This window comes from Streptomyces sp. NPDC017448 (assembly GCF_044330565.1).
GTDB lineage: Bacteria > Actinomycetota > Actinomycetes > Streptomycetales > Streptomycetaceae > Streptomyces.
In genome coordinates this window covers 107,268-126,269 of sequence record NZ_JBIRLM010000012.1, presented here as the reverse complement: position 1 = coordinate 126,269, position 19,002 = coordinate 107,268, and the positions used below count along the sequence as shown (strand labels likewise).

15 protein-coding genes are annotated in these 19,002 nt (G+C 72.0%); 7 read left to right on the top strand and 8 right to left on the bottom strand.

Annotated features, from left to right (window positions below; all coding sequences use genetic code 11):
* Positions 1-65: 65 nt before the first annotated feature.
* The gene (locus ACH4K1_RS20930) at positions 66-719 is read right to left on the bottom strand and encodes a TetR/AcrR family transcriptional regulator (RefSeq protein ID WP_398090773.1); all 654 of its coding nucleotides are present in this window, start codon (positions 717-719) and stop codon (positions 66-68) included.
* A gap of 125 nt (positions 720-844) precedes the next feature.
* On the opposite strand from ACH4K1_RS20930, the gene ACH4K1_RS20925 reads away from it, so the two are divergent.
* The gene (locus ACH4K1_RS20925; RefSeq protein ID WP_398090772.1) at positions 845-2,290 is read left to right on the top strand and encodes an amidase; all 1,446 of its coding nucleotides are present in this window, start codon (positions 845-847) and stop codon (positions 2,288-2,290) included.
* A gap of 162 nt (positions 2,291-2,452) precedes the next feature.
* On the opposite strand, the gene ACH4K1_RS20920 is transcribed toward ACH4K1_RS20925, so the two are convergent.
* Genes ACH4K1_RS20920 through ACH4K1_RS20900 form a run of 5 tightly spaced genes read right to left on the bottom strand, consistent with a single transcriptional unit; the run spans position 2,453 to position 8,459 of the window.
* Complete coding sequence (locus ACH4K1_RS20920) at positions 2,453-3,691, bottom strand: styrene monooxygenase/indole monooxygenase family protein (protein ID WP_398090771.1); 1,239 nt, start codon at positions 3,689-3,691, stop codon at positions 2,453-2,455.
* 32 nt (positions 3,692-3,723) lie between these two features.
* Positions 3,724-4,374: an ATP/GTP-binding protein gene (locus ACH4K1_RS20915; protein WP_073763881.1), complete on the bottom strand. Its 651-nt coding sequence runs from the start codon at positions 4,372-4,374 to the stop codon at positions 3,724-3,726.
* On the bottom strand, positions 4,355-4,771 hold the full coding sequence (locus tag ACH4K1_RS20910) for a DUF742 domain-containing protein (protein WP_398090770.1): 417 nt from the start codon (positions 4,769-4,771) through the stop codon (positions 4,355-4,357). The genes ACH4K1_RS20915 and ACH4K1_RS20910 overlap by 20 nt, the downstream gene beginning before the upstream one ends.
* The gene (locus ACH4K1_RS20905) at positions 4,768-5,247 is read right to left on the bottom strand and encodes a roadblock/LC7 domain-containing protein (RefSeq protein ID WP_398090769.1); all 480 of its coding nucleotides are present in this window, start codon (positions 5,245-5,247) and stop codon (positions 4,768-4,770) included. The genes ACH4K1_RS20910 and ACH4K1_RS20905 overlap by 4 nt, the downstream gene beginning before the upstream one ends.
* The gene (locus ACH4K1_RS20900) at positions 5,244-8,459 is read right to left on the bottom strand and encodes a nitrate- and nitrite sensing domain-containing protein (RefSeq protein WP_398090840.1); all 3,216 of its coding nucleotides are present in this window, start codon (positions 8,457-8,459) and stop codon (positions 5,244-5,246) included. Before ACH4K1_RS20900 ends, ACH4K1_RS20905 begins: the two co-directional genes overlap by 4 nt.
* A gap of 363 nt (positions 8,460-8,822) precedes the next feature.
* Here ACH4K1_RS20900 and ACH4K1_RS20895 point away from each other — a divergent pair, with 363 nt between their 5' ends.
* A complete protein-coding gene (locus ACH4K1_RS20895) occupies positions 8,823-9,617 on the top strand; it encodes a hypothetical protein (RefSeq protein ID WP_398090768.1) in 795 nt (264 codons plus the stop codon).
* Positions 9,618-9,671: 54 nt separating this feature from the next.
* Here the strand turns inward: ACH4K1_RS20895 and ACH4K1_RS20890 are convergent, their stop codons facing one another.
* The gene (locus ACH4K1_RS20890) at positions 9,672-10,154 is read right to left on the bottom strand and encodes a MarR family winged helix-turn-helix transcriptional regulator (RefSeq protein WP_398090767.1); all 483 of its coding nucleotides are present in this window, start codon (positions 10,152-10,154) and stop codon (positions 9,672-9,674) included.
* A 358-nt stretch (positions 10,155-10,512) separates the two neighbouring features.
* On the opposite strand from ACH4K1_RS20890, the gene ACH4K1_RS20885 reads away from it, so the two are divergent.
* Positions 10,513-11,265: a polysaccharide deacetylase family protein gene (locus ACH4K1_RS20885; RefSeq protein WP_398090839.1), complete on the top strand. Its 753-nt coding sequence runs from the start codon at positions 10,513-10,515 to the stop codon at positions 11,263-11,265.
* 81 nt (positions 11,266-11,346) lie between these two features.
* Here the strand turns inward: ACH4K1_RS20885 and lon are convergent, their stop codons facing one another.
* A complete protein-coding gene (gene lon, locus ACH4K1_RS20880; RefSeq protein WP_398090766.1) occupies positions 11,347-13,767 on the bottom strand; it encodes an endopeptidase La in 2,421 nt (806 codons plus the stop codon).
* A gap of 308 nt (positions 13,768-14,075) precedes the next feature.
* Here lon and ACH4K1_RS20875 point away from each other — a divergent pair, with 308 nt between their 5' ends.
* From ACH4K1_RS20875 to ACH4K1_RS20860, 4 genes are all read left to right on the top strand, one after another.
* Positions 14,076-14,729, top strand: a complete 654-nt coding sequence (locus tag ACH4K1_RS20875; protein ID WP_398090765.1) for a TnsA-like heteromeric transposase endonuclease subunit — start codon at positions 14,076-14,078, stop codon at positions 14,727-14,729.
* 68 nt (positions 14,730-14,797) lie between these two features.
* Complete coding sequence (locus ACH4K1_RS20870) at positions 14,798-16,753, top strand: Mu transposase C-terminal domain-containing protein (RefSeq protein WP_398090764.1); 1,956 nt, start codon at positions 14,798-14,800, stop codon at positions 16,751-16,753.
* Entirely contained in the window at positions 16,750-17,838 is a 1,089-nt protein-coding gene (locus tag ACH4K1_RS20865) for a TniB family NTP-binding protein (RefSeq protein WP_398090763.1), read from the top strand. Before ACH4K1_RS20870 ends, ACH4K1_RS20865 begins: the two co-directional genes overlap by 4 nt.
* Positions 17,838-18,905, top strand: coding sequence for a hypothetical protein (locus tag ACH4K1_RS20860; RefSeq protein WP_398090762.1), 1,068 nt, complete (start codon positions 17,838-17,840; stop codon positions 18,903-18,905). The genes ACH4K1_RS20865 and ACH4K1_RS20860 overlap by 1 nt, the downstream gene beginning before the upstream one ends.
* The last annotated feature ends 97 nt before the right edge of the window (positions 18,906-19,002 follow it).

Here is a 19,002-nt window from a genome sequence, read left to right as displayed (position 1 = left end):
CCGGCGGCCGCCGGGACGGTGCGGGCCCGACCGCCGGGGTAGCGGCCGGGGCGCCGGGGCCCCGGTCAGCCGGCGGCGCCCGGCGCCCGGTACGCGTCCGTCTCCTCCGGGCCCGAGGCGCGCGTGACCGGTTGCTCCAACAGGCGGGCCAGGTGGGCGTGGAGGACGTCGTGCGCTTCCTGCGGGGCGAGGTGGCCGATGAGGACGTGCACGGTGAGGCCGTCCGCGAGGGCGAGGAGGGCGCGGGCCTCCAGGTGCGGGTCGAGGGCCACGGCGCGGTCGGCGGCGGCTTCCGAGATGAGGCGGGCGAACGCCTCCTGCAGGGGTGCGTAGTTCGCCTTCAGCGTCTCGGCGAGCGTCGCGCTGACGGCCGCCTGCGCGGCGAAGGCGAGCCAGACCCTGGCCTCCGCGCGGTGTTCTTCCCGGAGCAGTGAGATCTCGGCGGCCGCGTGGCCCAGGGCGGTGCCGGCCGACTGGGCTGGGCTCCTCAGGAGGCGGGCCTGTGCGCGCTCGCCGATCCGCTCGCCGATGTGCCCGAGGGCGAACACGAGCATCTCCTCCTTGGTGCGGAAGCACCGCTGGACCGCGCCCATCGACACCTGGGCGCGGGCGGCGACGTCGCGCAGGGTCACGCCCTCCAGTCCGCGTTCGTCGGCGAGGCGGCACACCGCCTCGGCGATGTGGCGGCGTCGGCTCACATGGTCCACCTGCCGGGGCATCTCCGACCGCCTCTCCGTTTCGCCGCGTTCCGCTGTGCGGCTCAGTTTATGCGATGCAAGCGCATCGGTTCCCGGGTACGGTTTCGATGCAAGCGCATTGGTACATGGACGAGGAAGGTGCAGCCATGCAGGACGCCCTGTGGAAGATGTCGGCCGCCGCGCAGGCGGAGGCCGTGCGCAACGCGGAGGTCTCGGCCGTCGAACTGGTGGACAGCCACCTGGAACGCATCGCCGAGGTCAACCCCCGGGTGAACGCGGTCACGCAGCTTCTGGCGGAGGGGGCGCGCGCGGCTGCGGCACGGACGGACCGCCGAAGGGCCGCCGGTGAGGTGCTGGGGCCCCTGGCGGGGGTGCCCTTCACAGTGAAGGAGAGCACAGCCGTCGAAGGCGTGCCGACCACGTTCGGCGTGGAGCGCTTCCGCGATCTGGTGGCGCCGGCCGACGCGCCCCCGGTGGCGCGGCTCCGCGCTGCCGGGGCCGTCCCCATCGGGCACAGCAACATCCCCACCCTCATCCTGGCGGGGATGCACACCCGCAGCGAGCTGTTCGGCGACACGGTCAATCCGTGGGACGGCAGCCGGACCCCGGGCGGCTCCAGCGGTGGCGACGCGGTGGCCGTCGCCACGGGGATGGCGCCGCTCGGGCTCGGCAACGACTCCGGCGGGTCGGTGCGCGTCCCGGCCCAGTTCTGCGGCGTGGCGGGGCTGAAGCCGTCCACGGGCCGGTTCCCCGCCGACCACCGCGTCCTGGGCCCGGACGACCCGGGTCCGGCCTCCCAGATGCTGGTCACCGACGGCCCGCTGGCCCGGAGCGTGGGCGACCTCCGGCTTGCGTACGAGGTGCTGGCCGGGACCGATCCGCGAGACCCGCGGGCGGTGCCGGCGCCCGCGTACGGCGAACCGCTTCCCGGACGCGTGAAGGTCGCGGTCGTGGCGGACCCCGGGGGCCACGGCGTCCACCCCGCCGTGCGCGGAGCCGTCGCGACCGCGGCCGACGCGCTCCGCGACGCCGGGTACGACGTGCGCGAGGTGCCGGACGTACCGCGGCTGGACGAGGCCCTGGAGGCGTACGGCCGGATCACCATGACCGAGTTCGCCCCGACCTGGCCGGTGGTACGCGGGCTGCTCGGCAAGGGCGGGGACCGCTATATCCGGATGGCGATGGAGGAGACCCCGCCCGCGAGCGCGGAGGAGTTCATGAAGCTGATGGGCGTGTGGATGAACATCCGCCGCTCATGGGCCGCATTCCTCGACGCGTACCCGCTGCTGCTCGGCCCGGTCTTCACCGAGCCGCCGGTCGAGCCCGGACTGGAGTCGCGTGACAGGGCGGGCAGGGACCGGGTCGGGTCGGGTATGCGCCTGTGCACCGTGACCAGCTTCGTGGGCGTGCCCGGTGTGGCCGTGCCGACCGGGATCGTGGACGGGCTCCCCTGCGGGGTGCAGGTCGTCGGGCGCGCGTTCCGGGAGGACCTGTGCCTGGACGCGGCCCAGGCGATCGAGGACCGGCTCGGGGTCCTCACGCCGGTCGATCCGCGCGGGGAGGGGCGGGCCGAGGGCGCCCATGGGCCGTAGGGGGCGTGCCCGGCCCCTCGCCGTCAGCCGGGGCGCTCCGTCCCGGCGGTCCGGCCGGGACGTTTCCGTCCACCGCCCCCCGGGCCGTCCGCGGGCCGTCGGAGGACGGCCCGCGGAGACCGGTGGCCCCCACGACGGCCCGCTGCTTCGCGGGCCGGACGGCTAAGAAGCTCCGGAGACCGACGTCAGGTACGCGTTCGTCTTCTCCGGGTCGTAGAAGAAGTTCTCGAAGTCCGCCGGGTTGTTGAAGCCGTTGGCGAAGCGGTCGGCGACGGGCTGGAGCTGCCCGGCCGCGCCGATCAGGTTCAGCACGTGCTCCGGTGGGGCGCCGAGCATCGCGTTGGTCCACTTCGTGACGTGCTGCGCGGTCTCCCAGTAACGGTCGAACGTGGACTGCATCCACGCCGCGTCGAACTCCTTCTCCCCGTGCTCGACGATCGAGTCCAGGTAGGAGTTGGCGCACTTGGACGCCGAGTTGGAGCCCTGGCCGGTGACCGGGTCGTTGGCCACGACGACGTCCGCGACGCCGAGGACCAGGCCGCCGCCGGGCAGCCGCCCGATCGGCTTGCGGACCGTGGGGGCGTAGCGGCCGGCGAGGGTGCCGTTGGCGTCGGTCAGTTCGACCTTGGTGGCGCGGGCGTACTCCCACGGTGTGAACCGCTCCATGAGCTCCAGCGTCTTCGCCAGGTGCTCGGAGGGGTCCTTGATGCCCTGGAACGCGTCCAGCGGGCCGCCCGGGATGCCCTCCCAGAACAGGATGTCGGCGCGGCCGGAGGTGGTGAGCGTCGGCATGACGAACAGCTCGCCGACGCCCGGCACCAGGTTGCAGCGGACCGCGTCGAACTCCGGGTGCTCCGGGCGGGGGCCCATGCCGTGGACGTAGGCGACGGCCAGCGCGCGCTGCGGGGCGTCGAACGGCGAACGGGCGGCGTCCCGGCCGAACATGGAGACCAGCTCGCCCTTGCCGGCCGAGACCATCACCAGGTCGTAGGTGCGGGAGAAGTAGTCCAGGTCGGAGACGGCCGCCCCGTGGATGACCAGCTGGCCGCCGCGCTGGGCGAAGGTCTCCATCCACCCGGCCATCTTCACCCGCTGGTCGACGGACTGGGCGAAACCGTCCAGCTTGCCGACCCAGTCGATGACGCGCGAGGAGTCCGGGCCCGCGACGGAGACGCCGAGCCCCTCGATCTTCGGGGCCTGGGTCTCCCAGAAGTTCAGCTGGTAGTCCCGCTCGTGCTGGAGGGCGGTGTGGAACATGCACTGCGTGGACATGACCCGGCCGGTACGGATCTCGTCGGCGGTGCGGTTGGACATCAGCGTGACTTCGTAGCCCTTGGACTGCAACCCCAGGGCGAGCTGGAGTCCGGACTGGCCGGCTCCGACTATGAGTATCTTCCGCATCGCGGCTCTCCGTTGTCTGTGATCAGGGCGGTTCAGTCGGGGGTGACGTCGAGAGCATGGCCCACCAGGGCCAGCAACGACTCCACGACCGTGATCCTGTTGCGCGCATCCATGATCACTATGGGCACCCGCGGAGGCACGGTCAGGGCCTCCCTGACGTCCTCGGCCTCGTAACCGGGCGTGCCCTCGAAGTGGTTGACGGCCACGATGTACGGCAGCCCGCAGCTCTCGAAGTAGTCGAGGGCGGGGAAGCAGTCCTCCAGCCGCCGGGTGTCGGCGAGGACCACCGCACCGATCGCCCCGCGCACCAGGTCGTCCCACATGAACCAGAAGCGCTGCTGGCCCGGCGTGCCGAAGACGTACAGGACGAGGTCGTCCTCCAGGGTGAGGCGGCCGAAGTCCATGGCCACCGTCGTGGTGGTCTTCTCGGGCGTCGCGGAGAGGTCGTCGGTCTCCTCGCTGGCCTGGGTCATCAGCGCTTCGGTCTGGAGCGGGGTGATCTCGGAGACCGAGCCGACGAACGTCGTCTTGCCGACGCCGAACCCGCCCGCCACCACGATCTTGGTGGCGATGGGTGCGCGGGTGTGGTCGAGCTGCCAGGGCTGCGGGGCCTCCTCGGTCTGCACCCGGGGCCCCGGCTGACGCGGGGCGAAGAGCGGCGCCTCAGAGACGGCGGAGTCCATTGAGCACCCTTTCGAGCAGTGCGCGGTCGGGCTGGCCGGTGCCGTGACCGGTTCCGTACACGCGGATCTTTCCTTGGTCGGCCAGGTCGCTGAGCAGCACCCGGACGACTCCGAGCGGCATCTTCAACAGGGCCGAGATCTCCGCGACCGTACGCATCCGGCGGCAGAGTTCGACGATGGCCCGCAGCTCCGGCATGACCCGGGAGGCGAGGTTGCCGTTGGTGAGCTCTCGGCGCTCCTCGGGCGCCTCGAGAGCGGCGACGAACGTCTCGACCAGCAGGACGTGGCCGAACCGGGTGCGCCCGCCGGTGAGGGAGTAGGGGCGGACGCGGGCGGGGCGTTTGCCGGCCCCCCGCACGGGGAGCCGGGGGGCGGGTTCTGCGGCGGCGGACGTCACTGGGCGCTCTCCATCGATGTGCGCAGCTCACTGCGGAGTTCGGGGGTGAGGACGTGTCCGGCCCGACCGACGAAGAGGGCCATGTGGTACGCGACGACGCTCATGTCGCAGTCCGGGGCGGCGTGGACGCCGAGGAGCGAGCCGTCGCTGATCGACATGACGAAGAGGCTGCCCTCGTCCATGGCGACCATCGTCTGTTTGACGCCGCCGCCGTCCATCAGCTTGGCCGCGCCGATCGTCAGCGAACCGACGCCGGAGACGATCGTGGCCAGGTCGGCGCTGGAGCCCTTGGGGCCGTTCGGCGTGCCTGCCGCCTTGGGGCTGTGGTGGCCGGGATCGGAGGAGAGCAGCATCAGCCCGTCGGACGAGACGACGGTGACCGAGTGGACCCCTGGCACCTCCTCCACCAGATTGCTCAGCAACCAGTGAAGGTTCCGGGCCTCGGTACTCAGCCCGAATGTGCTGGGCGCAGTCAACTGCGTGCCTCCTCGACTGTGTCCCCCGTCTCTTCGTTCCGGCCGTCCGCCCGGCCGCCGGTCGTGGCGTTCCGTGCGGTGGTTGCGTCCTGCGTGGTGTCCGTGGTCCGTGCGCCCGGTCCGGCGCCTGGGGTGGGTGCGGTGTTCTCGTGCCCCGTACGCCCGGCGGGTACGCGTCCGGGTCCGGCGACGGCGATGCCGCCGGTCTCGGCGAGCTCCGCCTCGACGTCGCGCCGCCCCTCCTTCGCCGCCTGGTGGAAGCTGCCGAGCCGGCGGCGCAGGGCGTCCCGGTCGAGGCTGCCGGTGCGCCCGGGGGCGGGCGTCGAGTCGGGCCGGACCACCTGGGGCGTGCGCTTCGGCAGCCCCTTGTCGGTGACCGGGCGGCGAGGGGCGGGCACGGTGTCGGCGGGGGCGGCCCCGGGGTCCGGCGCGAGCTCCGCGGCGGCCTGCGCGCGGGGCGCGGGGCGGGAGCCGGGGCCGTCGTCCGGGCCCTGGCCGCCCGGGGCGGTCTCGGCGGGCCGCTCGTGGCGGTCGGGGCCGATCGCGTACGGGTCGGGGGCGCGGGGGGCGTCCGCCGCGGGGCGTGTCCCTTCGGACGGGGCCGCGTCGTCGGCCGGCGGTGCGGGAGGCTTCGGCAGGCGGACCTGCAGGGTGATCTCGGAGTCCGCCGCGGGGGCGGCATCGGGCTCCGCCTCCGTCTCCGCGGCCGGCTGCCGCGCCTCCTGCTCCCGCTCCGGTACGGCGGCGGCTTCCGGACCCGCGTCGGCCGCGTCCGCGTCGACCGCGTCCGCCGCCTTCTCGGTGGCGGCGTTCTGCCGGAGCGTCCGCTCGGCCGCGGCGATCATGGGGTCGACGGCGGGCGGGGACTCCGGGGCGGCATCCGCGGCGGGGTCCTGGACCTCCTCGGCGTCCGGCCCGGCCGCTTCCGCCTCCGACGCCGATACGGCGTCGGCTTCCGCTTCCGCGCCCGCGTCGGACTCGGCGGAGGCGGGCGCCGACGAACGGCTGGGCAGGGCGTTGGAGTTGGCCTCCGCGACCGAGCCCGGCAGGTTGAGCGCGGGGGCGTCACCGGACATCTGCACGGCGGGGGGCGGGCCGGCGGGCAGGGAGTGGGGCAGCAGGGCCTCGGGCAGGACGACGACGGCCGTCACACCACTCCCCTTCTGCTCGCGCAGCTGGACCCGCACTCCGTGCCGGGCGGCCAGCAGCGAGGTGACCTGGAGGCCGAGCCCGGCCCCGGCCACGTCGACGTGGCGCTCCCCCGCCTCGAACGAGGCGGGGTCCGCCAGCCTGGCATTGAGCTCGTCCATCCGGCCCGCCGACATGCCGATGCCCTCGTCCGACACGGAGAGCATCACCTCGCCGTTCTCCAGGAGCCAGCCGGACAGCTCCACGGGGGAGTCGGGCGGCGAGAAGGAGGTGGCGTTCTCCAGGAGTTCGGCCAGCAGGTGGCTGAGGTCGTCGGCGGCGAACCCGGCGATCTGGGCGTGCGGCGGCAGCGACTGGATGGTGACCCGCTCGTACCGCTCGATCTCGCTGACGGCGGCGCGTGCCACGTCGACCAGCGGGATCGGTCCGGCGTGGCCGTTGCTGTGCTCGGCGCCGGCGAGGACGAGCATGTTCTCGCTGTGCCGGCGCATGACCGTGGCCATGTGGTCCAGCTTGAACAGGGTGGCCAGGCGCTCCGGGTCCTGTTCGCGCTCCTCCAGGCTCTCGATGACGCCGAGCTGGCGCTCGACCAGCCCGAGGGTGCGCAGGGAGAGGTTGACGAAGGTGTGGTCGACCGTGCCGCGCAGCCGCTCCAGCTCGGTGGCCAGTTCGGTGACGTGCGCCTGGAGTTCCGCCCGCTGGGCGACCAGGGCCTCGCGTCCCTCGATCAGCTTGGCCCGCTCGCCGGAGAGGCTCTCGACCCGGCCGGTGACGTCCTGGTGCAGCGTGGAGAACCTGCCGTGCAGGGTGTTCAGCGACCGGACGACCTGGGCGAACTCGTCGTTGCGGCCGGTGTAGCGGACCGGTTCGGCGCTCGAAGGGTCCTCGGCGAGGCGGGCGGCCCCGATGCGCAGGACGGCGAGCGGCTGGGTGAGGGTGCGGGCGACGGCGGTGGAGACGCCGACCGCGAGCAGGAAGCAGCCGCCGAGCAGGGCGATGCTCAGTTCGAGGGCGGTGACGTCGTCGTCGCGCAGCCTCTCCAGATCGCGGACCTGGCCGGTGGTCAGGGCGGATTCGACGCCGCGCATCCGGTCGACCCGGGCGGAGAGCGCGGCCTCCAGCTTCTTCGGGTCGATCCGGCGCTCCGCCTCCGACAGCTCGGGGCGGTCGGTGAGGCGGGCGAGGTACTTCTCCGCGTTGTTGACCTCGGAGCCGGTGACGGTGGCGGAGAGCTTGTCGCGGGCCTCCGGGTCCGCCGCCTGGTCGAAGTCGGCGAGCGCGGCCAGCTCCCGTACGCGGGCCTGCTGGGCGGCGGCGCTCAGCTCGTCGCGCTCGCGGGCGGCCCGGGTGTCGCCCTCGTCCCGGGTCTGGACGGGCAGCCCGGTGAAGGGGTCGGTCTGCGGCGCCGTCGGCTCGGCGCCCGGCACGGCGAGCGCGGCCAGGAGGAGGCCGCGGGTGGCGGCCGCCTGCTCGGAGGCTCCGCCGAGGGTGAGCGGGGCACGGGTGGCCTCGGCGCGCGGCGGAGTCCTCTCGGCCAGCTCGGCGGCGATGCCGTGCAGCTTGGCGATGACGTCGGAGTACGCCTGGTGCGCTTCCAGGGCCGAGCCCTTGCCGGTCAGGGCATCGCGGCGCAGGGAGGCGACCGTCGAGAGGTCGCGGCGCAGGGAGGCCGAGGCCGCCTCGTGGATCTCGTCGATCTGCTGGTCGACGCGGGTGGCGCGGGCCGCGCGGTTCTTGGCGGCGTCGCCCTCGGCCCCCTCGTCACGGCCCTCGGCGATGTAGGCGGTGACGGCGTCGCGCTCGTCGGCGAGGGAGTGCCCGAGGGCGACCGCCTGCTGGTTCAGCTCGGCGAGGGTGACCAGCCGCTGGGATTCGGTCAGATCGGCGGAGGCGCCGAGCACGGCGGGGGCGCCCGCCGCCACGACGATGACGCCGACGACCGCCACACCGGTGACCAGTCGGCTGCGCACCCGCACGGTCCGCTTCTCCGCGCCGGGCGCCGGAGGCGTCGCCCCGGAACCGTCGCGCGTCGTGCCCTTGCTCCGCGGCCGCTTCTTCTGCACCGGTGCTCGCAATCTTGACTCGTCCACCCTTGAAGCAGAGGTGACGCACGGTCACATGGAAGGGCGCCCCGCTCCTGGTACGGCTTCCGACCATTCCAGCGCTTTTGAGAGGGGGGCGCGCATCAACCGCTCCGCCACTCGAAGGAGTGAACATCACTCCGGAGTTGGCGAACAAGTCTCCCCCGGCCCGTCCCTGACCATGCGTGGACCACCGGGTGGAACTTCCGCTCCGCCTTTGGCAGGATGCCCGCCCGCACCCTTCACGGAGCCTTCCCTTCCGCTCGGCGCGCCGCTTTGACCTGCTGGTACAGGCCATATTCGGCCGCGTGAGGAGACGGTGAAGGGGTCGTGCAGACTGGCGGCATGCGCATCGAACTCGCCTCCGCGCCCGGCAGCCCCGAACGCCCCAACGAGGACTGGGTCTGCGGGGCTCTTCCCGCGTCGGGCCAGGGTGGCGTACTGGTCCTGCTCGACGGCGTCACCCCGCCGCCGGGGGACGACGGTTGTGTGCACTCGGTCCCGTGGTTCACCGCGCGGCTGGGCGGCGCGCTGGCGGAACTGTCCGGTTCCCGCCCTGATCTGCCCCTGACGGAGGTCCTGGCCGAAGCCGTCTCCCGTACAGCCGACACCCACCGGGTCACCTGTGACCTTTCTCACGTGCGTACCCCTCAGGCGACCGTGGTCCTGGCGCGTTGGGGGACGGACGTCGTGGAGCACCTGGTGCTCTCCGACTCGGCCCTGTTGCTGGAGGCGGGCGACGGCACGGTCCGGGCCGTCCTCGACGACCGGCTGGACCGGCTGCCGCCGGGCTCGCTCGCCTCGAACGAGATCGCCGACGCCACGGTGCGCAACCGGGAGGGCGGTTTCTTCACGGCCGCCGCCGACCCGTCGGTGGCCTCCCGCGCGGTGACGGGCAGCACCCCGGCGGCCGACGTGCGGGCTCTCGCCGCGCTGACGGACGGGGCGGCCCGCTGGACGGAGATGTTCGGCGAGGGCGGCTGGGCGGACGCACTGGGGCTGCTGCGGAAGGCGGGGCCGCGGGGGCTGATCGACCGGGTACGGGAGCTGGAGGCGGCCGACGCGGCGGCGGGGCGCGTACGGCTGGGGCGCGGCAAGACGCACGACGACGCCACGGCGCTCCTGGTGGAGCTGGACTGACGGCGGGCCGCGGGAGGGCCGGCGGGCGGGCCGTCCGCGGACCGGCCGCCCGGCTCAGCCCTCCGCGCCGCCGTTCAGCTGGTGCAGGAGCCGGGCCAGCTCGGCGACCTCGGCCGGATCCCAGCCGGCCAGCTTGCGCCGGTAGCTCTCCCGGCGGGCGTCCCGGACGCCGCGGAAGCGGTCCAGCCCCTCCGCGGTGAGGTGGACGAGCCAGGCGCGCCCGTCGGCCGGGTCGGGTTCGCGGGCCACCAGCCCGAGGTTCTCCAGGGAGTGGAGCTGGCGGCTCATGGTGGCCTTGCCGACGCCGAAGTAGGCGGCCAGCCCGGTGGTCCGCTGCCGCCCCGCCTCCTCCAGCCGGGCGAGCAGGCCGTAGGCGGCGGGCTCCAGGTCGGGGTGGACCTGCCGGGCCATCTCGCCCGAGGTGGCCCGCGCCCGGCGCAGGAACACCGCCAGCTCCCGCTCCAGCGCCAGGAACTCCTGGTCCACCCCGCCCCCGTCCACCGGGCGCGGCTCCGGCCCGCTGTGGCTCCCGCGCACGTCAGCACCCCTCGTACGGTTTCCTGCCGATGAAAGTTTCCTCCGCGAACGGTCAACGTCGCAGTCCGGCCAGTATTTCGCAGGAGCAGGCCGGCGGCGGCCCCGCCACCGGCGATCGCGAGCGCTTCGACGGCGCCCTCGACCGCGTACCGGCACCGGCCCCGGCCGCCCCCGCCCCGCTCACCGCCCAGCCCCGCGATCGGTCCGCCCCGGCGCCCGCACCCCGGGCCGCCGGGTTCCAGGCCGTCCGGAACCCCACTATGAACCCTGCGTATACCCGCTATGTATAGTCCTCGGCGTACCGCACATCTGTGCGGGTTTCCCCCACGCAGAGGAGCGCTACGCCGTGCCGAGAAAGATGCCGCCGTCCGGGATCGGGTTGACCGCCGCACTGGTGACGGCGCTCACACTGGCGCTGAGCGGCTGTTCGATGGAGACGACGGCCCCGGGTTCGGCGCGCGAGGAGGCCGCGTCGGACGCCAAGGGGACGTTCGGACCGGTGGACTGCCGCAAGGCCAAGTGCATCGCGCTGACCTTCGACGCGGGGCCGGGCGAGGACACCCCCCGGCTGCTGGACATCCTCAAGGAGAAGAAGGTGCACGCCACCTTCTTCCTGCTCGGCAAGCACCACGTCCTCAAGTACCCCGACGTGGTGCGGCGCATCGAGGACGAGGGCCACGAGGTCGCCAACCACACCTGGACGCACAAGGTCCTCACCGACCAGGAGCCGGACGCGATACGGGCCGAGCTGGAGAAGACCCAGAACGCCATCGAGAAGATCACCGGCAAGAAGCCCCGGCTGATGCGTCCGCCGCAGGGCCGCACCGACGACACGGTCTCCGGGATCAGCAAGGAGCTCGGGCTCTCCCAGGTGCTGTGGAGCGCCACCGCCAAGGACTACTCGACCAACGACTCCGCTCTGATCGAGAAGCGCATCCTGGACCAGGCGGGCAAGGACGGCGTCATCCTGCTGCACGACATCTACAAGGGCACCGTCCCCGCCGTGCCCGGAATCATCGACGCCCTCCAGAAGGACGGCTACACCTTCGTGACCGTCCCCGAGCTGATGGCCCCCGCCGAGCCGCAGCCGGGCACGGTCTACCGCCCCTGACGGCTCCCCCGCGCACGGAACGGCCCGCCCCCGCCGAAGCGGGAAGCGGGCCGTTGCGGCCTCCGGGCCGGTGGGCGGCGGTCAGGCCGCCGCCGGAACCCTCTCCTCCGCCCCGGCCGAGGCCGGGGTGAGAGCGATCTCCAGCACCTGGCGGACGTCGGTGACCGGGCGGACGTCCAGCTTCTCCAGCACCTCGGCCGGGACGTCGTCCAGATCGGCCTCGTTGCGCTGCGGGATCACCACCGTGGTGATGCCCGCCCGGTGGGCGGCCAGCAGCTTCTGCTTGAGGCCGCCGATCGGCAGCACCCGTCCGGTCAGCGACACCTCGCCGGTCATCGCCACATCCGTGCGGACGAGGCGGCCGGAGAGCAGCGAGGCCAGCGCGGTCGTCAGGGTGATACCGGCGCTGGGGCCGTCCTTGGGGACCGCGCCCGCCGGGAAGTGGACGTGCACGCCCCGGTCCTTGAGGTCCCCGACCGGCAGCTCCAGCTCCGCGCCGTGCGAGCGCAGGAAGCTCAGCGCGATCTGCGCCGACTCCTTCATGACGTCCCCGAGCTGGCCGGTCAGGGTCAGTCCGGAGGCCCCGGTCTCGGGATCGGCGAGCGACGCCTCGACGAAGAGGACGTCGCCGCCCGCCCCGGTCACCGCGAGCCCGGTGGCCACGCCCGGCACCGCGGTGCGGCGCTCGGCCGGCTCCTGGGCGGACTCGGGCACGTGGTGCGGCCGGCCGATCAGCCCGCGCAGCTCCGCGTCGCTCACCGCGAACGGCAGCTCGCGGTCGCCCAGTTCGTGCTGGGCCGCGACCTTGCGGAGCAGCCGGGCGACGGACCGCTCCAGGTTCCGCACGCCCGCCTCGCGGGTGTACTCGCCGGCCAGCTTGCGCAGCGCCGACTCCTCCAGGACGACCTCGCCCTCCTCCAGACCGGCCCGCTCCAGCTGGCGCGGGACCAGGTGGTCGCGGGCGATGACCACCTTCTCGTCCTCGGTGTAGCCGTCGAGGCGGACCAGCTCCATGCGGTCGAGCAGGGCCTCCGGGATGGCTTCGAGGACGTTGGCCGTGGCCAGGAAGACGACGTCGCTGAGGTCGAGCTCGACCTCCAGGTAGTGGTCGCGGAAGGTGTGGTTCTGCGCCGGGTCGAGGACTTCGAGGAGGGCGGCGGCCGGGTCGCCCCGGAAGTCGGAGCCGACCTTGTCGATCTCGTCCAGCAGGACGACCGGGTTCATCGAACCGGCCTCCTTGATGGCCCGCACGATCCGTCCGGGCAGGGCGCCGACGTACGTACGCCGGTGGCCGCGGATCTCCGCCTCGTCCCGGACGCCCCCGAGCGCGACGCGGACGAACTCACGGCCCATGGCGTGCGCGACGGACTCGCCGAGCGAGGTCTTGCCGACGCCGGGCGGGCCGACGAGGGCGAGGACCGCGCCGCCGCGCCGTCCGCCGACGACGCCGAGGCCCCGGTCGGCCCGGCGCTTGCGCACCGCGAGGTACTCGGTGATGCGCTCCTTCACGTCCTTGAGCCCGGCGTGCTCGGCGTCCAGGACCTCCTGGGCGCCGCGGATGTCGTAGGCGTCCTCGGTCCGCACGGTCCAGGGCAGTTCGAGGACGGTGTCCAGCCAGGTCCGGATCCAGGAGCCCTCGGGCGACTGGTCGCTGGAGCGCTCCAGCTTCTCGACCTCCTTGAGCGCGGCCTCGCGGACGTGGTCGGGGAGGTCGGCGGCCTCGACGCGGGCCCGGTAGTCGTCGGACTCGCCCTCGGGGTCGCCGTTGAGCTCGGACAGCTCCTTGCGCACGGCCTCCAGCTGGCGGCGCAGCAGGAACTCCCGCTGCTGCTTGTCCACGCCGTCCTGGACGTCCTTGGCGATGGCCTCGGCCACGTCCTGCTCTGCGAGGTGCTCGCTCAGCCACTGGATGGCGAGCTTCAGCCGGGCGACCGGGTCCACGGTCTCCAGGAGCTGGACCTTCTGGGCGGTGGTGAGGAACGGCGAGTACCCCGCGTTGTCGGCGAGCGCGGAGACGTCGTCGATCTGCTGGACGCGGTCCACGACCTGCCAGGCGCCGCGCTTCTTCAGCCAGGAGGTGGCGAGCGCCTTGTACTCCTTGACCAGCTCGGCGGCGGAGCCGGGCAGCGGGTCGGGCGCGGCGGTGCGGAGCACGGTCCCCTCGACCCAGAGCGCGCGGCCGGGGCCGCTGGTCCCCGCGCCGATGCGGACGCGGTCGCGGGCCCGGATGAGGGCGCCCGGGTCGCCGTCCGAGAGGCGTCCGACCTGCTCGACGGTGCCGAGGACGCCGGTCCCCGTGTACGTCCCGTCGATCCGCGGGACCAGCAGCACCTCGGGCTTGCCGCCCCCGGGACGGGCGGCGGCCTGCGCCGCCTCGACGGCGGCGCGCACCTCGGCGTCGGACAGGTCGAGCGGCACCACCATGCCGGGCAGGACGACCTCGTCGTCGAGCGGCAGCACGGGCAGGTCGATCGGAGTGAACGCCTCGGACTCGTGAGTCATGATCTCCCCTTCGGCAGGCAAGTTGAGCTATGTGGACTCAATGCTTGTGAGTCGCCGAATGTTCCCGAGCCGATGTTCGCTCTGAGCGATCAGGCTCCGGCTGTCCTTTGACATGGATCTCTTCGTTTTGCAGCTTCGTCCTTCGTCTGGCCTTTCGTCTTGCAGAGTGACCTTTCGTCGCGGGCTCGTGTTAGAGAGTCGTGGCAGGTTCGTTAGGGGTACTGCCGGGCGGTGCCTCCGGGCCGCCGGCGAAGGGGTTCGAAGTCGCGTACGCCGACCGGGACGGGTCTGGGTTTCGTCGCCCGCTGGTGGATGCCTGGGCAGTCCGGTTCGAGGACGCCGCGCCGGTACGCGCGTTCAAGTCGTACAAGGGTCAGCGGCACCTGCCGGGCCTGTGGTGGTCGTCCACGGTGGGCGGGCACATCGGGTACGAGTCCTGGCTGGAGCGCGACCACGTGATGCTCCTGGACTTCGACCCGTCGGTGGTGGGGATCTCGTCTCAGCCGTTCTGGCTGTTCTGGCGGTCGGATGCGGGCAAGAGCGTCTCGCACGCGCCGGACTACTTCGCGCGCCGTAACGACGGCACGGCGGTGGTGGTCGACTGCCGCCCGGCGGATCGGCGCAAGCCACGGGATGTGGCGAAGTTTGAGGCGACGCAGACAGCCTGCTCTCAGGTGGGGTGGGAGTTCCGGCTGGTGGGTGCGCCAGACGCGATCGTGGTGCGCAATGTGCGCTGGCTAGCGGGCTACCGCCACCCCCGGCACCGGCCGGAACCGGTGGCCTCCGAGCTGCTGGCGGCGTACTCCGAGCCACAACCGCTGATGGGCGGGGCCTCCTCGGTGGGGGACCCGATCAGGGTGCTGCCGGTGCTGTTTCACCTGCTGTGGTCGCACGAGCTGACAGCGGATGTGTCGGTGCCACTGCATGCCTTCTCGCTGGTGTCAGCGGGGGTGCGGCGGTGACACCAGGGCCGGGCAAGCCGGTGTTGCGGCCTGGGGACTGGGTCGCCTACGACGACGGGGATCACCAGGTGGTGGCGCTCGCCGGCACATCGGTGCGGCTGCGCTCTGCGACGGGGGCGGAATCGGTGGTGCTGGCGTCGCATCTGATGGCGGCGCCGGACTTCGCCGTCATCGGCACGGAGTCGCTGCCCGCGGTGGAGCCGTCCGGATTGCTGGCGACGTTGCCGGAGCCGGTGCTGGAGGCGGCGCGCGAGTGGGAACAGCACATGGTGGAGGTCGAGACCGGGCTGCTGCCCGGCACCGCGCCGGGCACGCCACCCCGCCTCGGCTATGACCCAGCCGCCTTCTCGCTGATGGAGCGGATGGCCGCGAAGGCGCAAGAGCTGGGGGTGACCGTTCGGACCGTGCAGAGCCGACGGTCGCGCTACGTCCGGCAAGGGGTCTGGGGGCTGGTGGACCAACGGGCGACGCAGACCTGGGAGGCGACGGGGCGGGCGGACGCTCGGCTGGTCGCGGCCGTCCAGGAGGCCCTAGAAACGGAGACGCGCAACTCGACAGGGACCCGATCCCGACTGATCCGCCGGGTGGTCAAGCTGGTGGAGGCCACCCACGGCAAGGGGGTGGTGCCGCTGCCGAGTCAGCGGACCTTCTACAAGCTGATCGACGCGCTATCCACGGGGAGGCACACCTTCGGCTCGGCCGTCACGCGGCGGCAGACGGCGAACCGACCCGAAGGCCCGTTCACCCCGACGTTCGCCGACCGCCCCGGGGAACAAGTGCAGATCGACTCCACCCCCCTGGATGTGATGGTGGTGCTCGATTCCGGGCTGACCGCCCGCGCGGATCTGACGATCGCGGTCGACGTCGCGACGCGGACGATCTGCGCCGCAGTACTGCGGCCGATGGGCACCAAGGCGGTGGACGCCTCGCTATTGCTGGCCCGGATGCTGGTGCCCGAGCCTATGCGGCCCGGCTGGCCCGCCTCACTGCGGATGGCAGCGTCGCGCATGCCGCACCTGCGGTTGCTGGACGTGGACGCCCGGATGGAGCAGGCCGCGGCGAAACCGGTGATCGTGCCGGACACCGTCGTAATCGACGGCGGCAAGGTGTTCATTTCCGACACCTTCGTACGGGCCTGCGACCGGCTCGGCATCTCGGTGCAGAGAGCACGTCCGCGCACGCCGACCGACAAGGCCATCGTGGAGGCGACGTTCTCCGCGATCAACACGCTGTTCGTCCAGCATCTTCCCGCCTACACAGGGCGGGAGGTTTCCCGCCGCGGCGAACGGATCGAGGACCGGGCCATCTGGACGGTCCCCGAACTCCAGGACCTGCTGGATGAGTGGCTGCTGGCCGGGTGGCAAGCCAGAGCACACGATGCTCTGCGCGATCCGTTCCGCCCGAAGAAGGCGATGTCGCCGAACGACAAGTACACCTCGCTGGTCGCGGCCTGCGGCTACCTGCCGCTGGTCCTGCGCGGTGAGGACTACCTGGAACTGCTGCCGGTGACCTGGCGGGCCATCAACGGCTACGGCATCCGGATCAACTACCGCACCTACGACAGCGCCGAGTTGGGGCCTCTGCGGCGCCAGCACTCTGGGCATGCAGCCAAGCGCGGTCTCTGGGAGATCCACTACGACCCCTACGACCTGTCTCAGGTGTTCGTACGCACCCAGCGGGGCTGGGTCACCATCCCCTGGGTGCATCTTCCGCTGGTGAACGCGCCGTTCGCGGACTTCACCTGGCAGCACGCCCGCCGCCTGGCTACCGAAGCCGGGCTGGACGACACCAATGAAGCGGCGGTCGCCCGGGTCCTGGACGAGTTGCTGACCCGCGCCGAGCACGGCCCGGACACCCGTACTGCGAAGGTCGTCGGCCGCACACGTGTCGCAGCCGCCTCCCACCGGCCGCCCGCATCGCGCGCCGCCCCGGAACCAGCCCCGCCCGACTCCAGCACCGAACCGGCCCGGGTGATCCCGTTCGGTGTCTTCGACGCCCACGCAGAAGCCGAGAGGTGGCTATGAACAGGCCTTCCCGCACCACGTTCGTCCCGCAGCAGGCAACGGGGCAGGAGCTGCCGCCGGACAGCCCGCTGACTACGAAGGAGGGATGGCGTCGCTTCGTCGAGCACAAACCGTCCCCGCCTCCGTTGCTGACCGCAGCCCGGCAGGCCGCCCTGTCCGGGAAGGAGAAGCTGCACCACGACGACGCGCGCCGGAACTACCACGCCGACCTGCCGCTGGTGAACACCCCGACCATCCAGAAGGTCATCGCCACCTCACGGCTCCTAATCCAGCTCAACCGGCAGCAGATCTCCGCCCGTCGGGGAGTCATCATCAGCGGCGCCTCCGGCACAGGGAAGACCACCGCCCTCTCCCAACTCGGGCGGGCCCACGAGATCGCGGTCCGCAAGCGCCACCCACGCGACCGCGCCCGGCTCCCGGTCGTCTATGTCACCGTCCCGCCGGCCGCCACACCGAAGATGCTCGCCATGGAGTTCGCCCGGTTCTTCGGCCTGGACTTCCCCACCCGCTTCAACATCACCGACGTCGTCAACGCGGTCTGCGCGACCGGCGCTCACGTCCATGTCGACCTGGTCCTGGTCGACGAGCTGCACAACCTGAACCTCGCCACCCGCACCGGCGCCGAAGCCTCCGACCAGTTGAAGTACTTCGCCGAGCGGCTGCCCGCCACATTCGCCTACGCAGGCATCGATGTTGAGGCACAGGGCCTGTTCGCTGGCACTCGCGGCCGCCAGATCGCCGGACGGTTCACCGTTATCCCCGCCGCCCCGTTCCCCTACGCCTCCGGGACGGACCGGGAAGCCTGGCAATCCCTAGTTGGCACCCTGGAGTCCATGCTCCGGCTGCACCACCATCAGCCCGGAACGCTGACGGGTCTGAGCGAGTACCTCTACCACCGCTCCGGCGGCATGATCGGCAGCCTGTCGCAACTCGTCCGGGGCGCCGCCGTGCTCGCCATCGAAGACTGCAGCGAACGCATCACAGAAGCCCTTTTGGAGTCAGTTCCGGTGGACTACGCCGCGGAACGCTACCAAGCCCTCACAGCCCCGGAGCAACCCCGCTCCCGCCGGAGGCGCATCGCCTGATGCTCCTTCCCCGCCTACCCGACCCCGTACCGCCCGCACAGCACGAGATCGCTGCCTCCTACATCGGCCGCCTAGCCCGCCTCCACGGCCTCGACATCAACACCATCTGGCGGTGCGTCACCGAACGCGAAACCTCCGGAGGCATGCGCCGCGTCGTCGCCCCCGAGCGCCTCGCCGCCATCACCAGCCGGACAGTCCATTCCCTCGCCGGAGCCCTGCCCGAACTACGCACCCCACAGCCCGACTGGGCCATGTTCCGCCACCAGCCGCAACCAGGCTGCCACCACTGCAACGCCAAACACCCCGGCGGCGAAGTCACCAGGATCCTGCCGCACCACCGCTACGTCTGCGCCCGGCATCGGCTGTGGCTATGCCCATCCGACGCCAACGGACACATCACGCCCCTCGACGCCCTTCCAGAAGTCGTCCAAGCACAACGTCGACACCTGCGCATCCTCCAACGCCACGGCTGGGCCATCACCTACGACGCGGTCCTCAGCGCCATACTTATCTGCGGCCAACTCTGGTCACTCCCCGAGAACGAGAACGGCGAAGTGCGTCACGACTGGATCCGCCGGGCCAACATCCTCATCCCTCCCGGCACGGCCGAAACGACCTTCTCCGTGGCCCGCCTTTGCGCCGCGGTCTATCCCGAAGCCATCGTCCTGGCCCCACTCTTCTCTTCGCCCTACTGGAGACACCAAGCACAAGGGAATGCCTGGGACCGCCGTCTCTTCACCGCCGAGATCGCCCGACGGCTACGAAACCCTCGCTACGGCCAACATGAAAACGACCCCATCAGCCACTGGGCCAATATGACGGCCAAGCGCCCGCCTCTTGCTCCGATCCGCGTCCATGACCCGAAGCATCACCTCCGGAAATCAGCCCTACGCGCCGCCACACAGCGCGCACAGCAGGGCCGTGCCCGCGCCTTCAATCCATCCCACCGAGCTGGCGACGCACTCACCGCGCACCGCCACCTCGCCACTGTGTTCAGGCGTGCCTGGCACCCCTTTATGTCCCACACGCTTCTCCCGAATGGAGACAGCTACTACAAAACCTCCTAATAACCGTCCCAACGACGCAGGAAGTTCAAACTCCTCACCCTCAGACACCTACACCATTAGACCCTAATCTGCGTCGCCTAGGCGGGTGTTGGTCAGG